The sequence below is a fragment of the Staphylococcus nepalensis genome, assembly GCF_014635045.1.
Classification (GTDB): domain Bacteria; phylum Bacillota; class Bacilli; order Staphylococcales; family Staphylococcaceae; genus Staphylococcus; species Staphylococcus nepalensis.
Genome location: NZ_BMCF01000002.1, coordinates 39,452 through 62,084, shown reverse-complemented (window position 1 = coordinate 62,084; position 22,633 = coordinate 39,452). Strand labels below are relative to the sequence as shown.

Annotated in this window: 24 protein-coding genes, 2 pseudogenes and 1 riboswitch; of the genes and pseudogenes, 11 read left to right on the top strand and 15 right to left on the bottom strand. The window is 31.3% G+C overall.

Going from position 1 to position 22,633, the window contains the following annotated elements; all coding sequences use genetic code 11:
• Positions 1-387: 387 nt before the first annotated feature.
• Complete coding sequence (locus tag IEU88_RS03425; protein WP_096809078.1) at positions 388-1,869, bottom strand: FAD/NAD(P)-binding protein; 1,482 nt, start codon at positions 1,867-1,869, stop codon at positions 388-390.
• A gap of 142 nt (positions 1,870-2,011) precedes the next feature.
• Between IEU88_RS03425 and IEU88_RS03420 the strand changes: the two are divergent.
• Positions 2,012-2,953, top strand: a pseudogene (locus IEU88_RS03420) (osmoprotectant ABC transporter substrate-binding protein).
• Positions 2,954-3,478: 525 nt separating this feature from the next.
• Here IEU88_RS03420 and sagB read toward each other — a convergent pair.
• Both sagB and IEU88_RS03410 read right to left on the bottom strand, forming a co-directional pair.
• Entirely contained in the window at positions 3,479-4,333 is an 855-nt protein-coding gene (gene sagB, locus IEU88_RS03415; RefSeq protein ID WP_096809076.1) for a peptidoglycan release complex glucosaminidase SagB, read from the bottom strand.
• Between the two features lie 163 nt (positions 4,334-4,496).
• Positions 4,497-4,721, bottom strand: a complete 225-nt coding sequence (locus IEU88_RS03410) for a hypothetical protein (protein WP_096809074.1) — start codon at positions 4,719-4,721, stop codon at positions 4,497-4,499.
• Positions 4,722-4,943: 222 nt separating this feature from the next.
• On the opposite strand from IEU88_RS03410, the gene IEU88_RS03405 reads away from it, so the two are divergent.
• Both IEU88_RS03405 and IEU88_RS03400 read left to right on the top strand, forming a co-directional pair.
• A complete protein-coding gene (locus IEU88_RS03405) occupies positions 4,944-5,417 on the top strand; it encodes a sigma-70 family RNA polymerase sigma factor (protein ID WP_103373562.1) in 474 nt (157 codons plus the stop codon).
• 15 nt (positions 5,418-5,432) lie between these two features.
• Positions 5,433-5,855 carry a competence protein ComK gene (locus tag IEU88_RS03400; RefSeq protein ID WP_103373563.1) on the top strand — a complete coding sequence of 141 codons (423 nt, stop codon included), beginning with the start codon at positions 5,433-5,435 and terminating at the stop codon, positions 5,853-5,855.
• Between the two features lie 7 nt (positions 5,856-5,862).
• Here the strand turns inward: IEU88_RS03400 and IEU88_RS03395 are convergent, their stop codons facing one another.
• From IEU88_RS03395 to IEU88_RS03380, 4 genes are all read right to left on the bottom strand, one after another.
• Complete coding sequence (locus IEU88_RS03395) at positions 5,863-6,312, bottom strand: hypothetical protein (protein ID WP_115359563.1); 450 nt, start codon at positions 6,310-6,312, stop codon at positions 5,863-5,865.
• A gap of 134 nt (positions 6,313-6,446) precedes the next feature.
• Positions 6,447-7,079: a pentapeptide repeat-containing protein gene (locus IEU88_RS03390; protein WP_103373708.1), complete on the bottom strand. Its 633-nt coding sequence runs from the start codon at positions 7,077-7,079 to the stop codon at positions 6,447-6,449.
• A gap of 71 nt (positions 7,080-7,150) precedes the next feature.
• Positions 7,151-7,303 (bottom strand): hypothetical protein, encoded by a 153-nt coding sequence (locus IEU88_RS03385; protein WP_159085238.1) that lies wholly within the window; start codon positions 7,301-7,303, stop codon positions 7,151-7,153.
• Positions 7,304-7,375: 72 nt separating this feature from the next.
• Positions 7,376-8,089, bottom strand: coding sequence for a transaldolase (locus IEU88_RS03380; RefSeq protein ID WP_096809065.1), 714 nt, complete (start codon positions 8,087-8,089; stop codon positions 7,376-7,378).
• Positions 8,090-8,376: 287 nt separating this feature from the next.
• Here IEU88_RS03380 and IEU88_RS03375 point away from each other — a divergent pair, with 287 nt between their 5' ends.
• Genes IEU88_RS03375 through IEU88_RS03365 form a run of 3 tightly spaced genes read left to right on the top strand, consistent with a single transcriptional unit; the run spans position 8,377 to position 9,461 of the window.
• Positions 8,377-8,682, top strand: coding sequence for a hypothetical protein (locus IEU88_RS03375; RefSeq protein WP_096809063.1), 306 nt, complete (start codon positions 8,377-8,379; stop codon positions 8,680-8,682).
• A gap of 60 nt (positions 8,683-8,742) precedes the next feature.
• Positions 8,743-9,108 (top strand): fluoride efflux transporter CrcB, encoded by a 366-nt coding sequence (crcB, locus tag IEU88_RS03370; protein WP_096809062.1) that lies wholly within the window; start codon positions 8,743-8,745, stop codon positions 9,106-9,108.
• On the top strand, positions 9,105-9,461 hold the full coding sequence (locus IEU88_RS03365) for a fluoride efflux transporter FluC (RefSeq protein WP_096809060.1): 357 nt from the start codon (positions 9,105-9,107) through the stop codon (positions 9,459-9,461). Before crcB ends, IEU88_RS03365 begins: the two co-directional genes overlap by 4 nt.
• 80 nt (positions 9,462-9,541) lie before the next feature.
• On the opposite strand, the gene IEU88_RS03360 is transcribed toward IEU88_RS03365, so the two are convergent.
• The 3 genes from IEU88_RS03360 to metK all read right to left on the bottom strand — a co-directional run bounded on the left by IEU88_RS03360 (position 9,542) and on the right by metK (position 12,874).
• Positions 9,542-10,378, bottom strand: a complete 837-nt coding sequence (locus IEU88_RS03360; RefSeq protein WP_096809059.1) for an aldo/keto reductase — start codon at positions 10,376-10,378, stop codon at positions 9,542-9,544.
• Between the two features lie 295 nt (positions 10,379-10,673).
• On the bottom strand, positions 10,674-11,582 hold the full coding sequence (locus IEU88_RS03355; protein WP_096809057.1) for a nuclease-related domain-containing protein: 909 nt from the start codon (positions 11,580-11,582) through the stop codon (positions 10,674-10,676).
• 95 nt (positions 11,583-11,677) lie between these two features.
• The gene (metK, locus tag IEU88_RS03350; protein WP_096809055.1) at positions 11,678-12,874 is read right to left on the bottom strand and encodes a methionine adenosyltransferase; all 1,197 of its coding nucleotides are present in this window, start codon (positions 12,872-12,874) and stop codon (positions 11,678-11,680) included.
• Between the two features lie 112 nt (positions 12,875-12,986).
• A riboswitch (SAM riboswitch) is annotated at positions 12,987-13,099 on the bottom strand.
• Positions 13,100-13,253: 154 nt separating this feature from the next.
• Here metK and pckA point away from each other — a divergent pair.
• Both pckA and IEU88_RS03340 read left to right on the top strand, forming a co-directional pair.
• Complete coding sequence (gene pckA / locus IEU88_RS03345; RefSeq protein ID WP_096809053.1) at positions 13,254-14,843, top strand: phosphoenolpyruvate carboxykinase (ATP); 1,590 nt, start codon at positions 13,254-13,256, stop codon at positions 14,841-14,843.
• Between the two features lie 478 nt (positions 14,844-15,321).
• Positions 15,322-16,881, top strand: a pseudogene (locus IEU88_RS03340) (IS1182 family transposase).
• On the opposite strand, the gene IEU88_RS03335 reads toward IEU88_RS03340, so the two are convergent.
• Entirely contained in the window at positions 16,823-17,614 is a 792-nt protein-coding gene (locus IEU88_RS03335; RefSeq protein ID WP_174221767.1) for an alpha/beta hydrolase family protein, read from the bottom strand. The pseudogene IEU88_RS03340 and the gene IEU88_RS03335 sit on opposite strands and share 59 nt — an antisense overlap.
• Positions 17,598-18,080 carry an RNA deprotection pyrophosphohydrolase gene (gene ytkD, locus IEU88_RS03330; protein ID WP_096809051.1) on the bottom strand — a complete coding sequence of 161 codons (483 nt, stop codon included), beginning with the start codon at positions 18,078-18,080 and terminating at the stop codon, positions 17,598-17,600. The genes IEU88_RS03335 and ytkD overlap by 17 nt, the downstream gene beginning before the upstream one ends.
• Positions 18,081-18,142: 62 nt before the next feature.
• Here ytkD and yidD point away from each other — a divergent pair, with 62 nt between their 5' ends.
• Positions 18,143-18,379: a membrane protein insertion efficiency factor YidD gene (yidD, locus tag IEU88_RS03325; RefSeq protein WP_103373748.1), complete on the top strand. Its 237-nt coding sequence runs from the start codon at positions 18,143-18,145 to the stop codon at positions 18,377-18,379.
• On the opposite strand, the gene menC is transcribed toward yidD, so the two are convergent.
• A complete protein-coding gene (gene menC / locus IEU88_RS03320) occupies positions 18,376-19,380 on the bottom strand; it encodes an o-succinylbenzoate synthase (protein WP_103373749.1) in 1,005 nt (334 codons plus the stop codon). The genes yidD and menC overlap by 4 nt on opposite strands.
• Positions 19,381-19,393: 13 nt before the next feature.
• Entirely contained in the window at positions 19,394-20,782 is a 1,389-nt protein-coding gene (menE, locus tag IEU88_RS03315) for an o-succinylbenzoate--CoA ligase (protein ID WP_103373750.1), read from the bottom strand.
• A gap of 228 nt (positions 20,783-21,010) precedes the next feature.
• Here menE and IEU88_RS03310 point away from each other — a divergent pair, with 228 nt between their 5' ends.
• Positions 21,011-21,592 (top strand): PepSY domain-containing protein, encoded by a 582-nt coding sequence (locus IEU88_RS03310; protein WP_103373751.1) that lies wholly within the window; start codon positions 21,011-21,013, stop codon positions 21,590-21,592.
• Positions 21,593-21,959: 367 nt separating this feature from the next.
• On the top strand, positions 21,960-22,130 hold the full coding sequence (locus tag IEU88_RS03305) for a hypothetical protein (RefSeq protein WP_170006926.1): 171 nt from the start codon (positions 21,960-21,962) through the stop codon (positions 22,128-22,130).
• Between the two features lie 100 nt (positions 22,131-22,230).
• Here IEU88_RS03305 and IEU88_RS03300 read toward each other — a convergent pair whose 3' ends face one another.
• Entirely contained in the window at positions 22,231-22,434 is a 204-nt protein-coding gene (locus IEU88_RS03300) for an MmcQ/YjbR family DNA-binding protein (RefSeq protein WP_229719003.1), read from the bottom strand.
• Between the last annotated feature and the right edge of the window lie 199 nt (positions 22,435-22,633).

Here is a 22,633-nt window from a genome sequence, read left to right as displayed (position 1 = left end):
AAATTGTAATTGATGATTGAGTCAAGTAACTTTTTAAAGCTACAACGTTATCGTACTATATTTTATGGTAAAAAACAATTCTTATTACTTAAGTCGGTTTTGTTTATCTGTTGAAAACACTTCAATTCCTTGTGACAACAAGATTTTCAAGAAATTTTTTTATAAAAAATTAAAACAACTAAACGTTAAACATCATTAATAAACTAATTAAAACTTTTATGTGTTTACTTAAATATTAATCTGTTAAAAAGCCAAATTACTTTTACGTATTATAATTAAAATAACCAATACAAACTATTTAGTAAGGTCACATGTATATGATCAAGTGTTCGCTAAACATATTTATATAAATAGTAAAGATAGGTTTCAGTTCATATATTATTTAGACTAGCACTTATTTTGATCGCGGTTTAATAAATTTTCTACCACACTAACAGCTTGTTTTACAATCATTGTTACGCCGTTACGAGATTGATTAATCCCATTTGTCAATTGACCTAAAGCGAACATGTTTTTTAAAGTACCATACCGTGGGCTTATAATTTGATTTGTTTCAGGAATAATCTGTATGCCGCCTAATGGGTGTGCCTGAACAACTTGTCTATTTTCTAAGTTTAGAATCAATTGATCATCATTATCTAACTCTGACAAATGTGATTTTGAACCCGTTGCATTGATTACAACATCAAATTTATCAATCGCTTTGAAATCATCTTCATACTTAAACCAGAAATGCTGGCCATCATGTTTTACATCTTCTAGCCCTTTTTTTATTTCAATTTGTCCGTTTTGAATATGGTTTATAATTAATCTTGCTGTACGTGGAGGCATTGGGTTAGAATTCTCTTTTAATATAGATTGGTAATTTCGTAAAAAAGTTTTTTGATCGTCTCTACTAAAACTATTCCATATCCAATTGAGATTTTCTTTTGCTAATTCAAGAATGCTTTGAAATTTACCCAATATTTCTTTGTGTTCTAAATCATATGTTAAATCCGCAATAGGGTCGCCTTTTCTTCTATGAACTAATTTTTCTACTGGAATATCATAATACGTACAGTCTTTTCTAAATAATGTTAAAGCATCTTCTAAAGGCACATTCCCCAAGTTTTCTTTTTTGATTTTATTAAAGTTTTCAGGTGTAACGTATTTAAACTGAATTTCTGGCATATCGCCTCTTACACTAGGTAAATGACCTTTTCGGCTAGTCACGGAAATAGGTAAATTTGGGTGATGCGCAGTTACAAATCGAATAACATCTAAACTTGCTAGCCCCGTACCAATAATAGCTATTCTGTCTGTGCTATCAACTTCGTTCAATGTGTCATAAGTCGGGTATGGCGTTTGTATGTATCCCGGCGTTCCTTTTAATTGATAAGGATCATGATACGATAACGTACCAACTGTTAAAAATACAATATCGTATTGTTGTTGGCAATCTGGTTTTTCAGATGTACAGACGACATATTTTATATTTGTCTCGCCTATATCTGCATCTATAAACACTTCTAAAACTTCTTTTTTAATCATTTGAATATTTTTATATTGTTTATGATATGTTTCTAAATAGTCTTTCATATAATGGCCAAATATAAATCTAGGTAAATATTCTGGATTGGAAAATTTAAATATAGATTGTTGTTGATACCATTCATAGAATTCGCGTTCATTTTTCAAGTTGAGAGACATTTGTTTAGCCGGCAAATTGATAAGCAATTGATCGCTGTCATTTTGAAATGGTATACCTTGCCCCATATTTTTAGGATTATCGTAAACATCTACTTTCATTTGGTCGAACTCATCATATTTCACTAATTCTTTTAATAAACTAACGCCTGCAGTTCCCATGCCAATGATAGCTATACGCATTTTATTCACCCTTACTTTTATTAATTTATATTTAGTATATCAATGATTGTACGCTTATTACATGTTAATGAATTATGTTATTATTATACAAAATTAATAGTTATGTTAACATTAAAATATTGTATCAAAACTTATTTAAGATATAAGGAGTTTAAAAACAAACTATTTTAAAAGGATTATCTATCTATTAATAACTAGTACAATATTATTAGTAAGTTGTGATTTGCCCGGCCTCTCGGGTGGTAAATCTAAAAATTCTGTTAAAATTTCCGCTTTAGCTACGAGTGAATCGCAAATCATGGCTTATATGCTCAAAGGTTTAATTGAACATGATACGCAAAGCACAATGAGTGCTTCAATCATAAATAATGTAGACTCAGCCACAATCTAGCATTACGCCTTAATACATGGGGATGCTAATATTTCAAGTACGCGCTATACTGGAACCGATTTGGTTGGCGTGCTGGAACAGCAACCCATTACAGATACAAATAGAGCAATATCTGTTACTCAAAAACTGTTCAACCAAAAATTTAATCAAAGATTCTTTAATTCTTATGGTTTTGAAAATACCTTTGCATTTATAGTCACAAAAGAAACCGCAAAGAAATACAATTTACGTTCTATTTCAGGTTTAAAAAAGTAAAAGATCAAGTCAAAGTTGGTACAGATACTACGTGGATTAAACGAGGCGGCGATGGTTATGTTCCGTTCAAAGCACATTATGGATTTGGTTTTAACGATTTAAAGCCAATGCAAATCAGCCTTGTATATGACGCTTTAAAAAATAATAAACTAGATGTCGCACTTGGTTATACAACAGATGGCAAAATATCAGCATATGATTTAGTAGTGCTTAAGGATGACAAACATTTTTTCTCCATATGATGCAAGTGCAGTAGCACCAAATGAATTATTACAAAAACGTCTACAGATTAAAGCATTAATCAATAAGTTAGACCATAAAATTAATACAGAACAAATGCAAAAGCTTAATTATGAAGCTGATGGCAAAGGTAAGGCACCAGCGATGATAGCCAAAGAATTCTTAGAAAAAAACAATTATTTTGATAGTGATAATTAAAACAGTGATTGAATATTATGGATAAATATTGTGTATATTCTGCAGTTTAATGTTACTATGGTTTCAAAGATTAGGAAGTGATTAAATGAAATTGATTATAAAAGTGATTATATCAACAATCTTATTGTTTTTACTGTTTGGCAATAAAAATAAAGCTGAATAAACCAACGCTACTCAAGTAACAACAAAATTTATCAATGTGTAAGTAGTCATATATTCGATATCATAAGAAACTGGATATTAATCTTATAATTTTTCTTCAAAAAGATTTCTTTAGTTTGAATTTTTGAGGGCTCATTTTATATTAAAACTTCGATGTAACTTTACTTCATCGCTGAGGCCACGCCTTGAATTGTAATCGCAAGATACATTAGCATTAGATATAAAAAGCGTGGCTCGACAGGTTAAAACATTTCATAAAACAAAGAAAACGTCAATTTCTATAATTTTAATAGAAATTGACGTTTTCTTTGTTTTAGCTAGAGATATTTATATCCTATCTCTTTATATTTATCAATGTATTGATTATGTGTCTTGATGTTTTTTATCATCTTTGTAGACAAAATATTTATAGTATTTACCTTCTGTTTTCATATCTTTATAGAAATCTGCCATTAAGCTTGCATTACTTTCAGCCCACTTAATATCTGTAGCATATTGATGTTCACCAGGTTTTTTTGGATTCCAGCGCATACTATATAAAGTGTTTTGATCTTTGTTAGATAAGAAATGGCCATGAATAAAATTAGCGCCTCCACTAATTGCTTTTTCTGGTGTATCCCAACCATGTTTTTTCGCATATTCAGCACCAGTTTTCACAGGATCCTCATCTAAAGCACCTACACCAAAGAAATTATAATATTTCTTCCCGTCAATCTCGACGCCGCTAGATAATTCACTCTTAGCTGAACCAGTTTCAAGTATTGCATGTGAAATTAAGTATACTTCATTAACATGTTTTTCTTTAGCTGCTTTTATAAAATCATCTGAATGCTCTAAAAGTATAGGGTTATCAATAAGCATTCTTTTTATTCTATTTTCATCAATACCTTGATACTTATCTAGTTCCAAAAATTGATACTTTTGAGTATCACTCTCAATAAAATTACTACTATTCATTGCTGCTTTAATTTCAGTTGATGATGCATCTCTCCAAGTATCATTGTTTTTACTTGAAACTTGTTGACTTGTGTAGTTATCTATTTGTTTTTTTGCTGCTTTATCTAAAGTAATATTGAGCTGCTCTACTTTTTCTTGTTGATTAACTTCTTTAAAAAAGATTTGATCTGAAATCATTGAAAATACAATGACTGCAGCTACTACAAGTACTATCAATAAACCAATAACTGATAGTATTGAGCCTTTCTTATGCTTCGTCATGTTCACACCTCATAGGTAATAATAGAAATATTAAGTCTCTTTATTATATACACGATTATAAAAGACTATCTGAAATTAAATTCTAACACTAAATAGTTGAACGTACAATTTTATATGTTTGTTGTTACATATTCATAAAAAAAGTAATGAAATTTTAATTTCATTACTCTTGACTTTTATTATATTCCATAATTATAAAACTCACTGCTTGCGATCTGTTTTTATAATAATAGCGATTTAAATCAATTGTACCTTCTATCTCACCGTCACGATACATCATTTCTTTTGTAAGATTATTAATCATAACGAAATCCGATTTATCTTTAATCGTATCTAAATCATTATGTCTAGCAAAGAAATGTTCTAAATTTAAATGTGCGTAATCCATATAAACCTCCTGATTTATTGTCCGAAGATAATACAAAACTCTAAAGTGTTATATCTTTAAGTTGAATACGCGTGGATGTTATAAAACTTAAATTTTATCTATCTTATTAGTTCTATTTAACACCTATTGTCAATATTTAGCAAATGAAAATTACTATCTTTTCCAATAAAATAAACTTATCCGGAAATAAATGTTATATATATATGACAATGGAGCTCAATAATGCCTTTCGAACAACTCTATTTTCAATTCAAACATATTATTTTTATTTTACTAAACAAATACCGTATTAAGTATAATCGAGAAGAATATACTCAATTACTCACTATCAAAATGTGGGAGTTAACGCAAAATTACTTACCACATCATACTTACTCTTTGGGTCAATTCCTTTATAACCGCTTAAACTACTATTTAATAGACCTTTTCCGATCCCAAAATCAGAAAACAAACATCCTATATTTAACAGAACAAATAGATGAACAAACTAACAACACTGATATTACTAATAACCATCTAATGTATCAACATTTTTTACAGCAATTAACGGAAAAAGAGAGACAGTGGCTGATATTAAAACTTTCTGGTTATAAGCAAAGTGAGTTAGCATGTATGCTAAATTGTTCCATTTCTACAGTAAAAAATTATCGAAAAAAAGTTCAAAAAAAGTATTATAAATTTTATTCACCAAAATAAGATTAGGAGCCTAAAATGACACAAATATCAAAATTATTGTACCTTAAAACAGTTATTAGTGATGAACTTATGACTATTGGCCAATATACAACACATCAATTTAACTATCCTACTTCAATGATGCTAACGGTTCACTATTTATTAGACACATATCGATTATCGCTCCCTCATCAAATTAAGGAAGCCAAGCAAATATTAAAAATCCGAAAAATGGTCCCCATATTTATTAATTCACATATAACCTTATTCCCACTTAAAGCTAAGCGCGCTCCTTTGCAATACTATATCAACGCAAATGCTATTGTTGGGATTAAATCACACAATAATAAGTCAATCATCTATTTTGAAAATGCAACATTTATTATAGTTGATGTTCCATATACATTTGTATATAAAAAATGGCAAGAAAGTATAACACTGTCTCACCTAATGCAATAAAATATAATTATAATGACCTATTATGTTTATACTCTAATAATTTTTTCGTAAAATAACCAGTCACCTTTTGAATCAAGTAGATACTAATAATTAGTAATAATACTGACCCAACTAACATTAAAATAACTACAGTGCTAGATAACTGTACTTCCGGTTTAATAAAATATTGAACTGATGATAAGCTTGATAGTAAAGCAAACAAGAATACACCTAATAAAACGATATATGTAAATAAAATGCCAAGTAATAACATAAAGAAATAAGATGATGAAGCTACTTTTTCTTTAAAAATATAATTGTTTAAAAACTGATTTGAAAATGCGATTGGACGATTAAGTTCCTCACCATGATCCATTTTCGTAACTTCTGATAATACTTGGTCTAGTTGTTGTTTTTCTTTTTTATTTAAAAACCATAAATGCTTTTTTACTTTTTGTTTAAAAATATTTGCCTTCATTAAAAGTTTCTCCTTAAATATATTAAACGTATACTACCTTTATAAAGAATAAGTTATTTATTTCACGGTTTCAATCATATTATTCATATTTTTAAAACTAAATACGTCTAAAATAATTTGTATTTTCAACTACTTTAGTCGATAATTTCTAAGCCCATTAATATTGCAAATTGTAGTGCCTGTTCTCTAGAAACTTTACATCCGAACAAGTCTTCTTTATTAACTTGTATGGATTTAAAAAATGCTTGGCTTATATCACAGTGTTTAAGTGGGGTTTGGTAAAATGAGGCATCTTCTAAATTAGTACCTTCTAATTGTATATCGTTTAGTTTTGTATTATAAAAAACCGCACTACCTAAAAAACTGTCACTTGTTAAAAAACTATCAATTTTAGCATCGATAAAACCTATAAAATCAGCTTTTACTTCTTCGAACCAGACGTGCCCAATACTTACCTTTTTAAATTGAACACCAGTAAGACGACAACCCTTGAAAATCACTCTATGTATTGAACCAAAATCGATTTTTACATTAGACAAATCACAATTTTCAAAAATAACATCTGTAAAGTCTACCCGATTAAAATGTGAATGAGATAAATCACAATTTTTAATTACTGAACTGTAAACCATTAATTTATCTAATGTAACATTACTTAACTGAGATTCAGTTATATCTGCCCTCTCAATGACGCCATCATATTTAAAAACATCATCTAATAACCCTGTATCTAAATTCATTGCTATCTTTGGTTGTTGTAATTTCACTGTTACGCACGACCTCGTTTCACCCTTTTATTTTAAATTATTTTTAATATAATCCATACGTTAATATAAATTCAAATTTTAAATGTAAATGATGCTAATCGCTGAGTAAAATAAGCATTATACCATTTAATAGAAAATGAGAGCCTAGGATAAATTAATATCCTAGGCTCATCTTCATTGTTAACAATGGATGACTGGGCTAAAAAGCGCTGCAGTTCTGGCATTTTTCTTAGCCACCCTTGCTAGATAAAATCACGAAACCTGTTAGAAAATAAATTTCTGTTTCGTTCTGTCTATTATAAAATTGAAAGTCCTGAAGATTGGATGTCTTTTGCAAATCCTTTAACTGTATCAACTGATAGTTCATTGATGTCACGGCCAAGATTATTGTTTACTTTTTTAACAACATCTGCAGGACATGTGATAATATCAGCGCCAACTTCATCAGCTTGAATCACATTGATGACTTCACGACAACTTGCCCATAATAATTTTACGCCTGCTTTGCTGTGCGTTATTTCAGCAGCCTCTTTCATCATTGGGATTGGGTCAACGCCAGTGTCAGCAATACGACCAGCAAATACTGATACATAAGTTGGTACACCTTCTGTTATAGCGTCTGTAATTTCTTTAACTTGATCTAAAGTGTAAACAGCAGTGATGTTTAAGCGAACATTTTCTGCTGATAATTTTTTGATTAGAGAAATAGTTGATTCACCTTTTGTGTTCACAACTGGAATTTTAACAAATACGTTACTGCCATATTGTTTTAAAATTTCAGCTTCTTTTGCCATAGTTTCTAAATCATCAGCAAATACTTCAAATGAGATAGAAGCATCAGGAATTTCACGAACAGCTTCTTCAGCGAAAGCTTTATAGTCTGTTACACCTGCTTTTGCCATTAAACTTGGGTTAGTTGTAAAACCATCTACTTGTTTATTTTTATAAGCTGCTTTCATTTCTTCAATATCTGCACCGTCTGCAAACACTTCAACATTTAATTTTGCCATTACTAATTCCTCCTGACTAAAATAAATAATTCTATAAAGAATTATTTTTATAACGGTCAATAACCATACAGTTTATTTATACCATCTTTTTTTAATAAATTCTATTTATCTGCTTATAATCAAAAATTTTTCAGAATAAACATTAATGCTACAGTTGTTGTAAACCCTATAGTGACAACTTTCAAACTCTTGATTTATATATTAAATTATTTTACTTATTGTAAATTTAGTTAAATTTAAGTTAATATATGATATTATTACTAAATGAATTGCACTAGGAGGTTATTATGGCACGCTCAAAACTTTATTTTTATTTATCATGCATTTTAATTATTATTAGTTTTTATTTTAATACTAGAAACCCTCTACTAAATATGCACTTTAATTCAATGGTTAAACTTATTTTTGTTTGTAGTATTATCAATGCTATTATATTAATTATTTCAATTATATTTTCTGATAAATCCATAAAACATTTACACGAAAATTCGGGTTGGATTAGACCAGCTAGTAAAGCTTTACCATATATCATATTAGTTGTGTTAGTGATTCATATTATTGCTTCACTTTCCACTTTTGGTATTATTTTCTAATATTCACTACAAAAGTTATAATACTTTTGTAGTTTTATTTTTTGAAGGGAAGTTATAATAGTGCAATATGTATATATTTTCGTTGGAGGAGCTATTGGTGCATTGATCCGCTATACTTTTTCAATATTAAACTACACTGATGGTTTCCCGACCGGGACATTCCTCGCAAATATCTTGGGCGCTTTTTTAATGGGATTACTAGGAACCATGGCAATACAATATTTTAACAACAACCCTCAACTTAAAAAGGGTATTACTACTGGATTACTAGGGGCCCTTACAACGTTCTCTACCTTCCAATTTGAACTTATTGGATTTTTACACCAGCAAGCTTACGCAATGCTAATTATCTATGCGTTGGTTAGCTATATACTAGGTGTATTAGTTTGTTATATTGGCGTAAGATTGGGGGCACGTTTCTCATGACTCAAGTTATTTTGGTGATGTTAGGTGGCGGTATTGGTGCAGTCATTCGAGGATTTCTTACTAACGTGTTTGCCAACAAAATAAATAGTACTTTACCTGTAGCTACACCTTTTGTAAATATCTTAGGTAGTTTTATTATTGGTTTAATCATGGGTATGTCCCTCAATATTCCATGGGTAGATTCATTTTTAGTAGTTGGTATACTTGGAGGGCTAACTACTTTTTCAACGCTTTCTTCAGAATTAGTTAAGATGTTAACACCAGAAAAAAATATCCTTAATTTTATTACCTATTCATTAATACAATATGTAGTAGCTTTTATTGCATGTTTATTAGGTTATATAATAGTATAATTTTTTATTAATAAGACCGTAAGCTTTGCTATTAGTCAGCATTCGCTTACGGTCTTTAGTATTATACCAATATATATTTTTTAATTCCCGCTAAATTCTAAAGGGTCTGGACCAATTCTTTTATCTTCATTTAATTGGTCTAAACGTTCAATTTGTCCTTTTGTTAATACAAAATCAAACACGTTTAAGTTTTCTTCTATCCTTGATGGCGTTACAGATTTAGGAATTACAACTACGCCGTGTTCAACATTCCATCTTATAATGACTTGCGCAGGCGTTTTACCAATTTCTGAAGCTACTGCTTTAACGGTAGCGTCTTCTAAAATTTGGGCGTTCATTAAGGGAGACCATGATTCAGCCTGTATATTTTGCACTTCCAAATATCTTCTCAATTGGGACTGAGTTAAGTATGGATGGAATTCAATTTGATTGATGACTGGTTTAATCGAAACTTGTGCTAATAACGCTTCAAGATGTTCAGTATTAAAATTACTTACACCAATATTTTTAACTTTATCGTTTTTATATAAATCTTCCATACCCTGCCATGTATCAATCATTAACGCTTCATCAAGACCAGGCCAATGCATTAAATATAAATCTAAATAATCTAGCCCTAATTTATTTAAACTAGTCTCATAAGCATCTGCTACGTTAACGCGACCATAATCCGCAAGCCATAGTTTAGATGTGATAAACAAGTCACTTCGATTCAATCCTGTTGAAGCCAATCCCTCAGCTATACCTTGGCCAACCATTTCTTCGTTCTCATAAACCATAGCTGTGTCTATATGTCTATAACCACTTTCAATAGCATGTTTAACTGCTGCTTTACACTCGTCGTTGTTTTCTACACGAAATGTACCTAAACCAATAATTGGCATTTCATTGCCATTATAAAAAGTTACATGTTCCAAATTTAAAAACCCCTCTTCTATTAAGCTAACTTTTATAATAATCAAAATCGGCAAACTAATAAATTAAAATGCCTATATTTTTAAATGTAATTTATAAATATTTGTAACGGCAACTATATATTAATGTAATTTATAATTTTTATTAATAACAAAAAAGTTCGAGGTATACTCATAGGTTATCAGGTAGCGTTAAATGTAAAAATGCATCTCCATTCAAAAATGAAGATGCATTCTATTTTGAATATGGCTATTTATAACTCAAACTCAAATTCAGATGCTTATTTATATAACTTTATTAATTAAACATTTCTATTTCTTCCATAACACGTTGCAAGTCTTCAACATTATATTGAATTCTGCCGTGGAAAACAAACTTGTTAAAGTACTCATCAAGTTGTTCTGGTCCTACTAGAACTTTCGAATTTGTACTTTGTGCGTAATTTGAAATTGTCACTGCGCCTTCTTCCTTTGGATTAAAATAAAGGATTGAAGTTGGAGTGAATTTCAAATTCAATTCAGTTTGTAAATCACCAGCAAGTTTTTCAACTTCATTTAAATAATTCGTGTAATTAACAAATGATAACGTATCTTTATCCTCATTTTGATCCATCGCTAATGTTTGCGGCGTTTGTTTGTCAAGATCTAACGTTTCAAATACTTGTTCCATCATCGGTTGTTCTTTAAATTGTGTAGCATTAATTCCATTAAATACATGACCTTTTAATAATTGTGAATCAATAATGTACAAACCAGTTCGTGTAAGTACTAAATGGCTAATACGGCGAACGTCACTAAAATTATTCTTTGGCAAGAAAATATTAGCCATTATATGCATGTCTTCTGGACGGATCCGTTTTTCATTTACTAAACGTTCACGGATACCAATTAATCGCATGTCCGTCACATATTCACTTTCATTTTTAGAGAATAATTTTAAAGCATCTATTTCTTGATTTTTAGAATTAACTGTGGCTTCATATTCTTCTTTTTGCTTAGTTACTTGCTTTTTATTCTCAATTCTTTCTTTTTCTAGCTCCTCGCCATGTTCATCGCTAAGTTTTTGTTCTCTAGATTTATATTGTTCCTCGATTGTTTGCTGTGCTTTTTTCTTACTTTTCAAGGCTACTAAAAATAGGATTAAACAAATAACTGCTACGATAATTGCCACGATTAAACCAATTTCTATCGGTCCAAATGAATTCATAACAACAACGCTCCTTTATATGTTCAGTAACTTAATTATAATAGATATGAGCTCATCATTCGATAGTAAACTTAAAAAAACAAGGTTCTTTTCACCTATACTTGCACACTATCTTTTAATAAATTAACTTTATCTAGTTTTTCCCACGGTAGAAGTATATCTGTACGCCCAAAATGACCATAGGCAGCAGTTTGTTTATAAATTGGATGTTTTAAATCTAACATTTTAATTATACCCGCTGGTCTTAAATCAAAGTGTGCTCTGACCGCTTCCACTAATTCTGCTTCACTTACTTTACCTGTTCCAAAAGTATCAATCGCAATAGAAACCGGTTCTGCAACACCAATTGCATATGCAAGTTGAACTTCACATTTTTCTGCAAGTTCTGCTGCAACTATATTTTTAGCTACATAACGTGCAGCATAAGTTGCTGAACGATCTACTTTTGTAGGGTCCTTCCCACTAAAGCAACCACCACCATGACGTGCGTAACCGCCATATGTGTCTACGATAATTTTTCTGCCTGTAAGTCCTACGTCGCCCTGTGGTCCACCAATTACAAATCGCCCTGTAGGATTGATATAAAATCTTGTATGCTCATCAATTAAACCTTCAGGGACAGTAGGATAAATAACATGTTCTTTGATATCAGTCTGAATTTGTTCCAAAGTAATATTTTCAGCATGTTGTGCTGAAACTACGATCGTATCTATACGTTGCGGTTTGTCTTGCTCGTCATATTCAACTGTAACTTGGACTTTACCATCAGGGCGTAAATATTTTAAAATTTCATCTTTACGTACATCTGATAATCGCTTAGCAAGTTGATGTGATAAAAAGATAGGTAATGGCATATAAGTATCAGTTTCATTTGTTGCGTAACCAAACATTAAGCCTTGATCTCCTGCACCTGTGGCCTCGATCTCTTCTTCTGTAAGATGATCTCGGTACTCTAAGGCATTATCCACGCCTTGAGCAATATCAGGTGACTGTTCGTCAATAGCTGTTAATATAGCCATTGTTTGGCTATCATAACCGAATTTCGCACGTGTATAACCAATATTTTTAATTGTTTCTCTTACCACTTTAGGGATATCTACATATGTCGCCGTTGAAATCTCCCCGGAAATTAATGCCATACCTGTTGTTACTGTTGTTTCACAAGCGACCCTTGCATTTGGATCATCTTTTAAAATTTCATCTAAAATTGCATCCGATACTTGATCCGCAATCTTATCTGGGTGCCCTTCTGTAACTGATTCTGAAGTAAATAACCTTCTATTATAAGTCATAATTAACTTGCTCCTTTAGTTTTAAATTACGAAAATTCTCTTTTATTGAGCTCATTAAAAAAAGCCTTCGTCACTATTATGAATAGAGAGAAGGCCTTTATACGTCCATTCGCTCTTATCGTTCAGACGCTATTTGTCTGCAAACGGTTTGGCACCTTTCTTCATTATAAGAAGAGGTTGCTGGGCTTCATTGGGTCCATGTCCCTCCGCCACTCAGGATAAGAGAATCCGTTAATCACTATAGTACCTAAACTAAGTAACATTGTCAATTTAGGATTAATTAAAATTCCTTTTAAAATGGTGTGGACTATTAAATCATATGTGTTATACTCTTTAATTGTAAAGGCTTACATTTAATATAGCGTTGGAGGGATTTAGTATGGCAGTAGATACATACACTTACACAAATAAAATCCAAAGTATTTTGGACAAGCAATCTTCATTATTTCAACTATCTACAACACAGTTGTATAAAAAAATTCTTGATAATAATGAAGGCGAACTAACTGAACTAGGTGCAATTAACGCTAAAACAGGCAAATACACTGGACGTTCACCAAAAGATAAATTCATTGTTAATGAACCATCCTACAGAGATGATATCGATTGGGGCAATATCAATCAACCAATTGACGAAGAGACATTTTTAAACTTATATGAAAAAGTATTAAATTACTTAAATGAAAGAGATGAATTGTACGTTTTCAATGGTTATGCAGGTAGTGATGAAGATTCACAACTCAAACTAACAGTAGTTAATGAACTCGCTTGGCATAACTTATTCGCACAAAATATGTTTATTCGTCCAGATTCAAAAGAAGAAGCAGAAGAAATCAAATCAGATTTCACTATTGTTTCAGCGCCCCATTTCAAAGCAGACCCAACTCAAGACGGTACAAATTCCGAAACATTTATTATTACTTCTTTTAAGCACAAACTTATTTTAATTGGTGGTACTGAATATGCTGGTGAAATGAAAAAGGGTATTTTCTCAGTTATGAACTACTTATTGCCAAAAGATGATATCATGAGTATGCACTGCTCAGCTAATGTCGGTGAAAAAGGTGATGTGGCGCTATTTTTCGGCTTATCAGGTACAGGTAAAACAACACTTTCTGCAGATGCCAACCGAAAGTTAATCGGTGATGATGAACATGGTTGGAATGAAAATGGCATATTCAATATCGAAGGTGGTTGTTACGCCAAAGCTATTAATCTTTCTTATAAAAAAGAACCACAAATTTATGACGCAATTAAATACGGGACTATTTTAGAAAATGTGGTTGTAGACGAAGACGGTGATATCGACTTTGATGATAACTACTACACAGAAAATACCAGAGCCGCTTATCCAATCAATCACATAGAAAATATTGTTACACCTTCTAAAGCAGCGCATCCTAATACCATTATTTTCTTAACTGCTGATGCTTTTGGTGTTTTACCACCTATTTCTAAATTAAATAAAGATCAAGCAATGTATCATTTTTTAAGCGGTTTTACAGCTAAATTAGCAGGGACTGAACGCGGTGTAACAGAACCTGAACCATCATTCTCAACTTGTTTTGGTTCACCTTTCTTACCATTACACGCAAAAGTATATGCTGATTTACTTGGTAATCTGATAGATAAACACGATGTGGACGTTTACTTGGTCAACACTGGTTGGACTGGTGGTAAATACGGGACAGGACGTCGTATTAGTTTAAATTACACAAGACAAATGGTTGAACAAGCTATCACTGGCCAATTGAGAGACTCGGAATACATCAAAGATGATATGTTTGGCTTAAATATACCAGTTGAAATTAAAGATGTACCACAAACGCTACTTAATCCTATTAATGCATGGAGTAAGCCAGAAGCTTATAGAGAACAAGCACAAGATTTAATTGATAGATTTAAACATAACTTTGAAAAATTTGGCGATGAAGTTTCAGATTTAGCTGAAAATGGCGGATTTAAATAAACGTTATATCAGTATGCTTCTCGCTATCGTGTCATATTTAAAAGTCCCTGGGACATAAATCCCAGAAAAATAGCACTCAGATGATTTAATTCAATTCATCTGAGTGCTTCTTTTGATTCAATACTTCGTATTGTTAGCTCGCTTTCTTAGGGGACAGCTTCAGCCTGTAGTCTTCAGCTTGTCCTATTCCCTCAAGAGTCTCGCCAAAACACCTCATATTTATATGTAATTTTACATTAAAATACTTTAAAAAAATAAGGACCTTACGTATAATTTAATAAACACAACTAAACTAAATTAACGAGGTGCCTTATGTATAAAGATTATAACATGACTCAACACACTACCAATGGAAACTTCAGTTCTTATCCCCACAAATGATATGTCACGACATGTTAATGAAATCGTTGAAACAATACCTGAAAATGAATTCGATGAATTCAAACATCATCGTGGTGCTACATCATAACATCACAAAATGATGTTGAAAATTATTCTATATGCCTACACACAATCCGTATTTTCTGGTCGTAAAATAGAAAAACTGCTTAATGATCGTATCCGAATGACGTGGCTGTCACAAAATCAAACACCTTCTTATAAAGCAATTAATCGTTTTAGAGTAAACGCTAAAGTAGACGCCTTATTAGAATCTTTATTTATTCAATTTCACAGCCAATGTCTGAAACAAAATCTTATAGATGATAAAACTATTTTTATTGATGGTACAAAACTGGAAGCTAATGCCAATAGATATACATTTGTTTGGAAAAAGAGTATTCAAAACTATGAATCAAAAATGAATGAAGATTCTAAAGCCCTATATCATGAATTAGTGAAAGACAAAATCATACCTAAGATTAAAGAAGATAATGATCATGAATTAACACAAAAAGAAATAGATTTAATTGGTACTCATTTGGATAAGGAAATCGAAGATTTAAATCATTACATTGAACATGAAAAATCTACTCGGTTAAGAAAGCAAACACGTCAAAAGCGAACTGAAATCAAAAGATATAAAAAGAAATTCGCTGCTTATTCAGAACGAAAGTATAAATATAAAACACAAAAAGCCATACTCCAAGATAGAAATAGTTATTCTAAGACAGACCATGATGCGACTTTCATGAGAATGAAAGAAAACCATATGAAAAATGGACAACTTAAGCCAGGATATCATTTACAAATAGCGACAAATTCTCAATTTGTTTTATCATATGATGTGTATCAAAATCCGACAGACACAAGAACAATGATTCCTTTTTTAACTTTAATTAAAGGGACCTACGGTCATTTACCTGAATATATTGTAGCTGACGCTGGTTATGGTAGTGAACCTAATTATATGGCAATTATAAATGAATTTAATCGAACACCGCTCATAACTTATGGCATGTTTATTAAAGATAAAACTAACAAATATAAAAGTGACATTTTTAATACTCACAATTGGGAATATGATGAAATCAATGATGAATTTATTTGCCCGAATCATAAAAGGCTTGGTTTTAAAAGATATGCCTATCGCCATGATAAATATGGGTTTAGGAGAGATTTTAAATTATATGAATGCGATGATTGTTCAGAATGTCCACTGAAGAACCATTGTATGAAATCAAATTCAAAATCGAATAAAAAATAATGAGAAATTATAACTGGGAATATTTCAAAGCCCAGATTAATCAAAAGCTTTCGGAACCAGAAACAAAAGAAATCTACAATCAAAGAAAAATGGAATGTAGAACCTGTTTTTGGGTTTATGAAGGCTATTTTGGGTTTCACTCGAATGTCGGTTAGAGGCACAAATAAAGTCAAAAGCGAACTTGGCTTTGTATTAATGGCACTTAATATAAGAAAAGTAGTAGCTCAACGAGCTAACTATAATCAAAACAATAATGAAAAAGGCAATTTCTATATTATTTCAATAGAAATTGCCTTTTCTCACTTGTCCAAGAACTTTATGTCCCGGCCTCTTTTTATTTATTATATTCTGCTTTTAAGTTTTGCCGTTCAATATCAGTCATCCATTGCTTAACCGTGGATAATGCTTCTTTCATTGCGTATGGTCTAGGTACGTGTCCCTCATCCATTTGATAAAATGTCTTAAAAAAAGTACCAATACGCTTTAATTGTTTTTCTAAATAATAAGCTTGATGGATACCAACTTGAACATCTTTTCCACCATGCACAATCAGTATAGGCGGACTATCCGCATGAATAGTTACAACCGCATCTCTTTCTTTGTATGCCATTTCATTTTTTCTAGGGTGACCTATCATTCTTTTTAACATCCCTCGTAAATCGACACGTTCTTCATACATTAGCTTAATATCGGAAACGCCGCCCCAAATAATATAACTCGACACAGGTAAATCTTGGTATGTGAGCAATCCTTGTAATCCCCCTCTAGAAAAACCGACCATATGAATATACGCCTTAGGATACATCATATTTAATATACGAATTGCAACTGCCACGTCATTTAGGTCTCTCCCATAAAATTCATCTTTACCTTCACTTCCATTATTACCTCTGTAATAAGGTCCGAATACAAGCGTGTTTAGGTCTGAAAACTGCATTAAACGAGCTGCTCTCACTTTCCCAACTTGGCCTTTGCCACCACGCAAATAAATAACGATTCTTTCAACACTTTTTTGAGGTGTCATCAATAAGCCCCTTACATTTATCCCATCTACTTTGTAAGTAACTTCTTCAAATACATGTTCAGGAACCTCTACTGGCATTCTTTTTTTATTGATAAAATCCAAGTTCAATCACCCTCTCTAAACATTGTAAGATAGCAGCATCTTTCAATAAATAACTTTTGTCTAGTTCAGGAATATCTGAAAGTCTATCAAAAAGGCGTGGACCTTCAGTTTCTAAATAATCTTCTTGTATCGGTAATTTGTCTACGTCAACCATGAATACATCTTTAGTAAATGGTTTACCATTTTGTCTTGCAACACGATATTGAGCAATATAATGTTTCTCTTTAGTTTTTATAAGCGCTCCTGTCTCTTCAAACAGTTCTCTTTCACAAGCTGCTTCGCTAGATTCCCCTTTTTCTCTTTTGCCTCCAGGAAATTCAACCCCTCTTATTTTATGTTTGGTAAAAAGCAATTGATTGTGATAAACCGGGATGACCAGAACGTGATCACCGTTTGGGACAGCATTATCATCTTTAAATGATAAAAAAACGTCGTCATTTTCTCTATCTTTAAACTTCACGCACATCAAACTCCCTTTAAATATGTTAAACTATCCATGCTATGTAAATTGTTGGAGGCAAAGATTTTATGAAAAAACTGTTTCTAGGACTCATCTATATATATCAACACTTGATTTCACCTATGACTCCGGCTACATGTCGCTTCTATCCTACGTGTTCAGAGTATACTAGAGAAGCAATACAAGTATATGGACCAATTAAAGGCACTTGGCTTGGTATAAAACGTATTTCCAAATGCCATCCACTCCATAAAGGTGGGTTTGATCCAGTACCTTTAAAAAAAGATAAAACCCATAAACATTAATCAATTTGATCTAATTCAAGCTTATTAACATGAGGAGGTTCAAAATAAATCGAACCTCTTTTTAATATGCCTGAACACGCTACAATATCATTTTCAAAATAAAAACCTTGAGGTGTAATATCGCTCGGGTACGTTGCATATTGAGCTAACAACGCAGTAAAATAACGACTCAGTCCATACTCATACATACCACCAATAACAAATTTCACATTTCTATCGCTTAATATATCAATAATTTGAATTACTTTATCAATACCACCAAGTCTAAATGGCTTTAATACCACAACGTCCACGTCATCATTTTTAACATAGTTCAAAATCTTTTCTAAAGAGGTTGCTTTTTCATCAATAGCGATTGGCGGTATTTCGTCATACTTAAAATTTTTTATTTTTTCAATATTTTTAAATGGTTCTTCAATATAAAGGATGTCATTTTCCGAAAGCAGTTTTAATTTCTTAGCTTCATCCTCTTGAATTGATTCATTTGCATCTACCACAATTTCAGTTTTAAAGGGTAACTGTTGCAATTGTTTCACATCTTTTAAAATAGCTTCAGACCATTTTACTTTAACTCGCTGTGGTTTCGTGTTAATTAAATTCCTAACATTTTCATCGGTTAAACCACTCACAGTTGCGCCATAAGGAACATGAAAAGTTTCTAATTTATAAAATGCTTGGTAACATGCCATAACAATCATACTACGTGTCGCTGGAAATTTTTCTAGATTTTGTAATGCATTTTGTATCTCTTCGAAATGATAGAACTCATAATTTTTAAAAGACTCAAACCATTTAATTGCTTGTTCACGCGCAATTTCAATCGTTTCATCATCATACCAATCCGTTTCAAAAGCATTGCATTCTCCAAAATAATGCACCTGTCTATCTGTTATAAATTCAATAATAAGCGCTTTACGTTTTTCCAATTTTACCTTTGGTGTAACAATTAAATGCTTGAAATGATTATTACAAATATAAAGGTTCATTTCGCATATTTTCATATATTATTCACACCTATTTTTCTATATGTTTTCTTTGAAGTTTCCCTGTAGAAGTATATGGTAATTCAGTTACTTGTTCAAAGTATTTAGGAATCTTATATTTAGCTACATGTGCTTTGAAATGATTCATTAACGTTTCATACGATAATAAAGTGTTAGAAACATAGTATAAATAAGGGACTTCTCCCCATGTATTATCTTCAACACCAATACACATTGCATCTAAAATTGCTTCATGATCTTTGGCCACAGATTCTAATTGATACGGATATATATTCTCACCACCGCTAATGATTAAATCTTTACGTCTATCATAAATCATAACATAGCCATCTTTATCAATTTCAGCAATGTCTCCTGTTTTAAAATAACCATTCTCAAATGTGTCTAATAAATTTTCAGGGTATAAATAACCATCCATTACATTAGCGCCTCTAATTAATAATTCTCCATGTCCTTCAGCGTTAGGGTCTTTTATTTTGACAGCTACATTCGCACTTGGCTTCCCTACAGTATCATAGCGTTTGGATAACATTTCAGGTGATGCTGTTAAAAATTGAGAACATGTTTCAGTCATACCAAAAGAATTATAAATAGGTAGTTTTGAAGCTAATGCTGTTTCAATTAATGAACTTGATAGTTTTGCCCCGCCTAGCAATATTTTTTCAATATGGTAAGGTTGGTTTAACCCTTCATCCATCAACCATTTAAGCGTCTGTGGTACTAATGAAACATGCGTTGGCAGTTCTGTTTGTATAATATTTAACATTGTATGGGCGTTAAATTTCGTATCTATACGAACAGTAAATCCTTCAATTAATGCTCTTAAAATAACACTTAATCCTGAAATATGATAAATCGGCAAAACAGATAACCATTTCGTTTCTTGGTCAAAACCAAGACTCTCTTTGCAGCCTATTGCACTTGCGTAATGGTTATCAAATGTTTGAGGGACTGCTTTTTGTGGACCAGTAGTCCCAGAAGTAAACATAATCGAAGCGATTTGGTTCATGTCAAATAAGCTTTCATATGTCATATCATTGCATCCTTGTTGCAATGTTGATATTTTAATTACGGATATAGCTTTTAAATTGATTTGGCTGGTAGCAACGACCGTATCTACTTCGATAGACGACAATTGGTTTTGCATCTCATCTTTAGTTAAACGTGTGTTTAACATTGCAATTTCAATTCCTGCTAACCACATTGCATTTATCAATGTAATTGATTCAATATTGTTTTCAATGTATAAACCTATACGTCTTCTATCTAATTTTTTCAACTGCTGTGCCAATCGTGAAGCATATTTATACATGGAGGCAAAAGTAACTTGAACTGTTCCGTCATCTATAAATACTTTATCTCCATTTTGTTTTGCTTGTGTTTTCAACCAAAATTCCACTTTGTCATTCCTCCATCTCATTAACTATTATAACGTTTTTAATCTGATTTAACAGTGACCAAGCATAAACCCTTATATGATTCAAAATTCGTTTTAACCCATTAAAAATGTTAATAGTTATAAAAGTTAAATATAGACTCGCAACAACTTACATTACTCCCTATTTATAGTTTAAATTAATATAGCTATGGGTACTCTATAATGTAAAACATATTAGGAGTGAGGTTTATGAAATTAAAAGTGATAGGTACTATGGCTTTATCTGGCCTTTTACTCGCTTCATGCGGGAATGACTCAAGTAATTCAGAAGATAACGGCTCAAAATCTGAAAGTTCAAATGATAAGCAAAGTAAAGAAAGTACAGAGCAAGTCATTGCGTTAGATAAAATTAAAACAAGTCCAGAAGACGCTGTTAAAAAAGCGCAAGAAGTCTATGATGGACAAGACTTAAAAGGTATTTCATATGAAAAGAGTAACGGTGATTGGTCATATAAAATTGAGCAGCAAACTGAAGGTAAAGAATCCGAAGTTATCATCGCAGATCAAGATAAGAAAGTAATTAACAAAGAAACTGAAAATGAAGATTCAATTAATCAAAACGAATCTTTCAAATATGATGACGCCATTGACTATAAAAAAGCCATTAAAAATGGACAAAAAGAATTTGACGGCGATATCAAAGAATGGTCATTGGCTAAAGATGAAGGTAAATTAGTCTATGATATGGATCTACAAAAAGATAATACGAAACATGAAATCACTGTAGATGCTAAAAAAGGCAAAGTGTTAAATAATGAACAAGATGATTAATTCAACTATTTATAAATTGAAAATTGTATAATAAGTAGGAAAAACTGCTAACATCATTAATTTTTTGATATTAGCAGTTTTTTTCTATATCATTTTCAAAATAGTAACCCCGATTATTTATTTTTAAAAACCATTTGCGCTAATTTAAGTTGTACGCCGTAGTTTTTGATGTTATGCTTATTTAAAGTTAAGATGTTTCATTTTTTACGAGAAATTGAATATTAAATATATCACTTTTTGAAATGAGTTTATATTTGATTCTATTACAGTATAGTGTGTGGGCCAAACCCTGCACTCTATGTTTGTTGAATAAGTGATTACTTAACCCTTATTCAACACCTAAAAATTAATAAAGGGGTATGTACAAATGAAATTTTTAAATTATGAAATTGAAAAAGGTCTTTACTACGACTTAATAACAGTATTCGCAAAAACAAATAAAGATACGCCGTTTCATTTCACATTTTCAGAGAGTCATACCTTAAAAGAAGTTAGAGACAAATTAGAATACATTGCAAATAAAATTGACGAAAAATAATATTTGATTCATGCGCTAATAAATAAAAACAAATCATAACACTCTCTTTGTTCAATTAGTTTAGAATACTAAATAAAAATACTTCTCTAAAAAACAAAAATCATGTCGTTAATTCATAACTTACTGCTATTAAATCTTTAATTTGATTCATCGTATTCGTCTCTTTTAAGTTAATTGTTATCCAATTAGATTTATCCATATGGTAAGCAGGATAAATTCCTTCTTTTTTTCTTAAAGGGCCAATAAGTTCTTTTCTAACTTTTAAATTGATAACATCAATTGTTTCTGTTGATTGTAAAGCCAACTTGTCAGCACTCATATCCATAATTAAACCAGACCATTTAATTTAGATGGATATATATACAGGACTACCGTATTCTTAATTACAAACAATGCAGTTTTTAACGTAATACAGTGCTTTTATTTGAATAATAAGCTAGGTCATTACCCCATTGCACTTCATACATCATACACACTGTTCATGTAAATTTATGAAGGTATAT

Coding starts and splice junctions, on each gene's coding strand:
- IEU88_RS03380 (WP_096809065.1), bottom strand. CDS start 8,089: ATGGCAAAATTAAATGTTGAAGTGTTTGCAGACGGTGCAGATATTGAA.
- yidD (WP_103373748.1), top strand. CDS start 18,143: ATGAAAAAACTGTTTCTAGGACTCATCTATATATATCAACACTTGATT.
- IEU88_RS03310 (WP_103373751.1), top strand. CDS start 21,011: ATGAAATTAAAAGTGATAGGTACTATGGCTTTATCTGGCCTTTTACTC.
- IEU88_RS03355 (WP_096809057.1), bottom strand. CDS start 11,582: ATGAATTCATTTGGACCGATAGAAATTGGTTTAATCGTGGCAATTATC.
- IEU88_RS03385 (WP_159085238.1), bottom strand. CDS start 7,303: ATGCCAGAACTGCAGCGCTTTTTAGCCCAGTCATCCATTGTTAACAAT.
- IEU88_RS03365 (WP_096809060.1), top strand. CDS start 9,105: ATGACTCAAGTTATTTTGGTGATGTTAGGTGGCGGTATTGGTGCAGTC.
- IEU88_RS03400 (WP_103373563.1), top strand. CDS start 5,433: ATGACACAAATATCAAAATTATTGTACCTTAAAACAGTTATTAGTGAT.
- sagB (WP_096809076.1), bottom strand. CDS start 4,333: ATGACGAAGCATAAGAAAGGCTCAATACTATCAGTTATTGGTTTATTG.
- IEU88_RS03405 (WP_103373562.1), top strand. CDS start 4,944: ATGCCTTTCGAACAACTCTATTTTCAATTCAAACATATTATTTTTATT.
- IEU88_RS03305 (WP_170006926.1), top strand. CDS start 21,960: ATGAAATTTTTAAATTATGAAATTGAAAAAGGTCTTTACTACGACTTA.
- metK (WP_096809055.1), bottom strand. CDS start 12,874: ATGACTTATAATAGAAGGTTATTTACTTCAGAATCAGTTACAGAAGGG.
- IEU88_RS03395 (WP_115359563.1), bottom strand. CDS start 6,312: ATGAAGGCAAATATTTTTAAACAAAAAGTAAAAAAGCATTTATGGTTT.
- menC (WP_103373749.1), bottom strand. CDS start 19,380: ATGAAAATATGCGAAATGAACCTTTATATTTGTAATAATCATTTCAAG.
- IEU88_RS03375 (WP_096809063.1), top strand. CDS start 8,377: ATGGCACGCTCAAAACTTTATTTTTATTTATCATGCATTTTAATTATT.
- IEU88_RS03410 (WP_096809074.1), bottom strand. CDS start 4,721: ATGGATTACGCACATTTAAATTTAGAACATTTCTTTGCTAGACATAAT.
- ytkD (WP_096809051.1), bottom strand. CDS start 18,080: ATGTGCGTGAAGTTTAAAGATAGAGAAAATGACGACGTTTTTTTATCA.
- IEU88_RS03425 (WP_096809078.1), bottom strand. CDS start 1,869: ATGCGTATAGCTATCATTGGCATGGGAACTGCAGGCGTTAGTTTATTA.
- pckA (WP_096809053.1), top strand. CDS start 13,254: ATGGCAGTAGATACATACACTTACACAAATAAAATCCAAAGTATTTTG.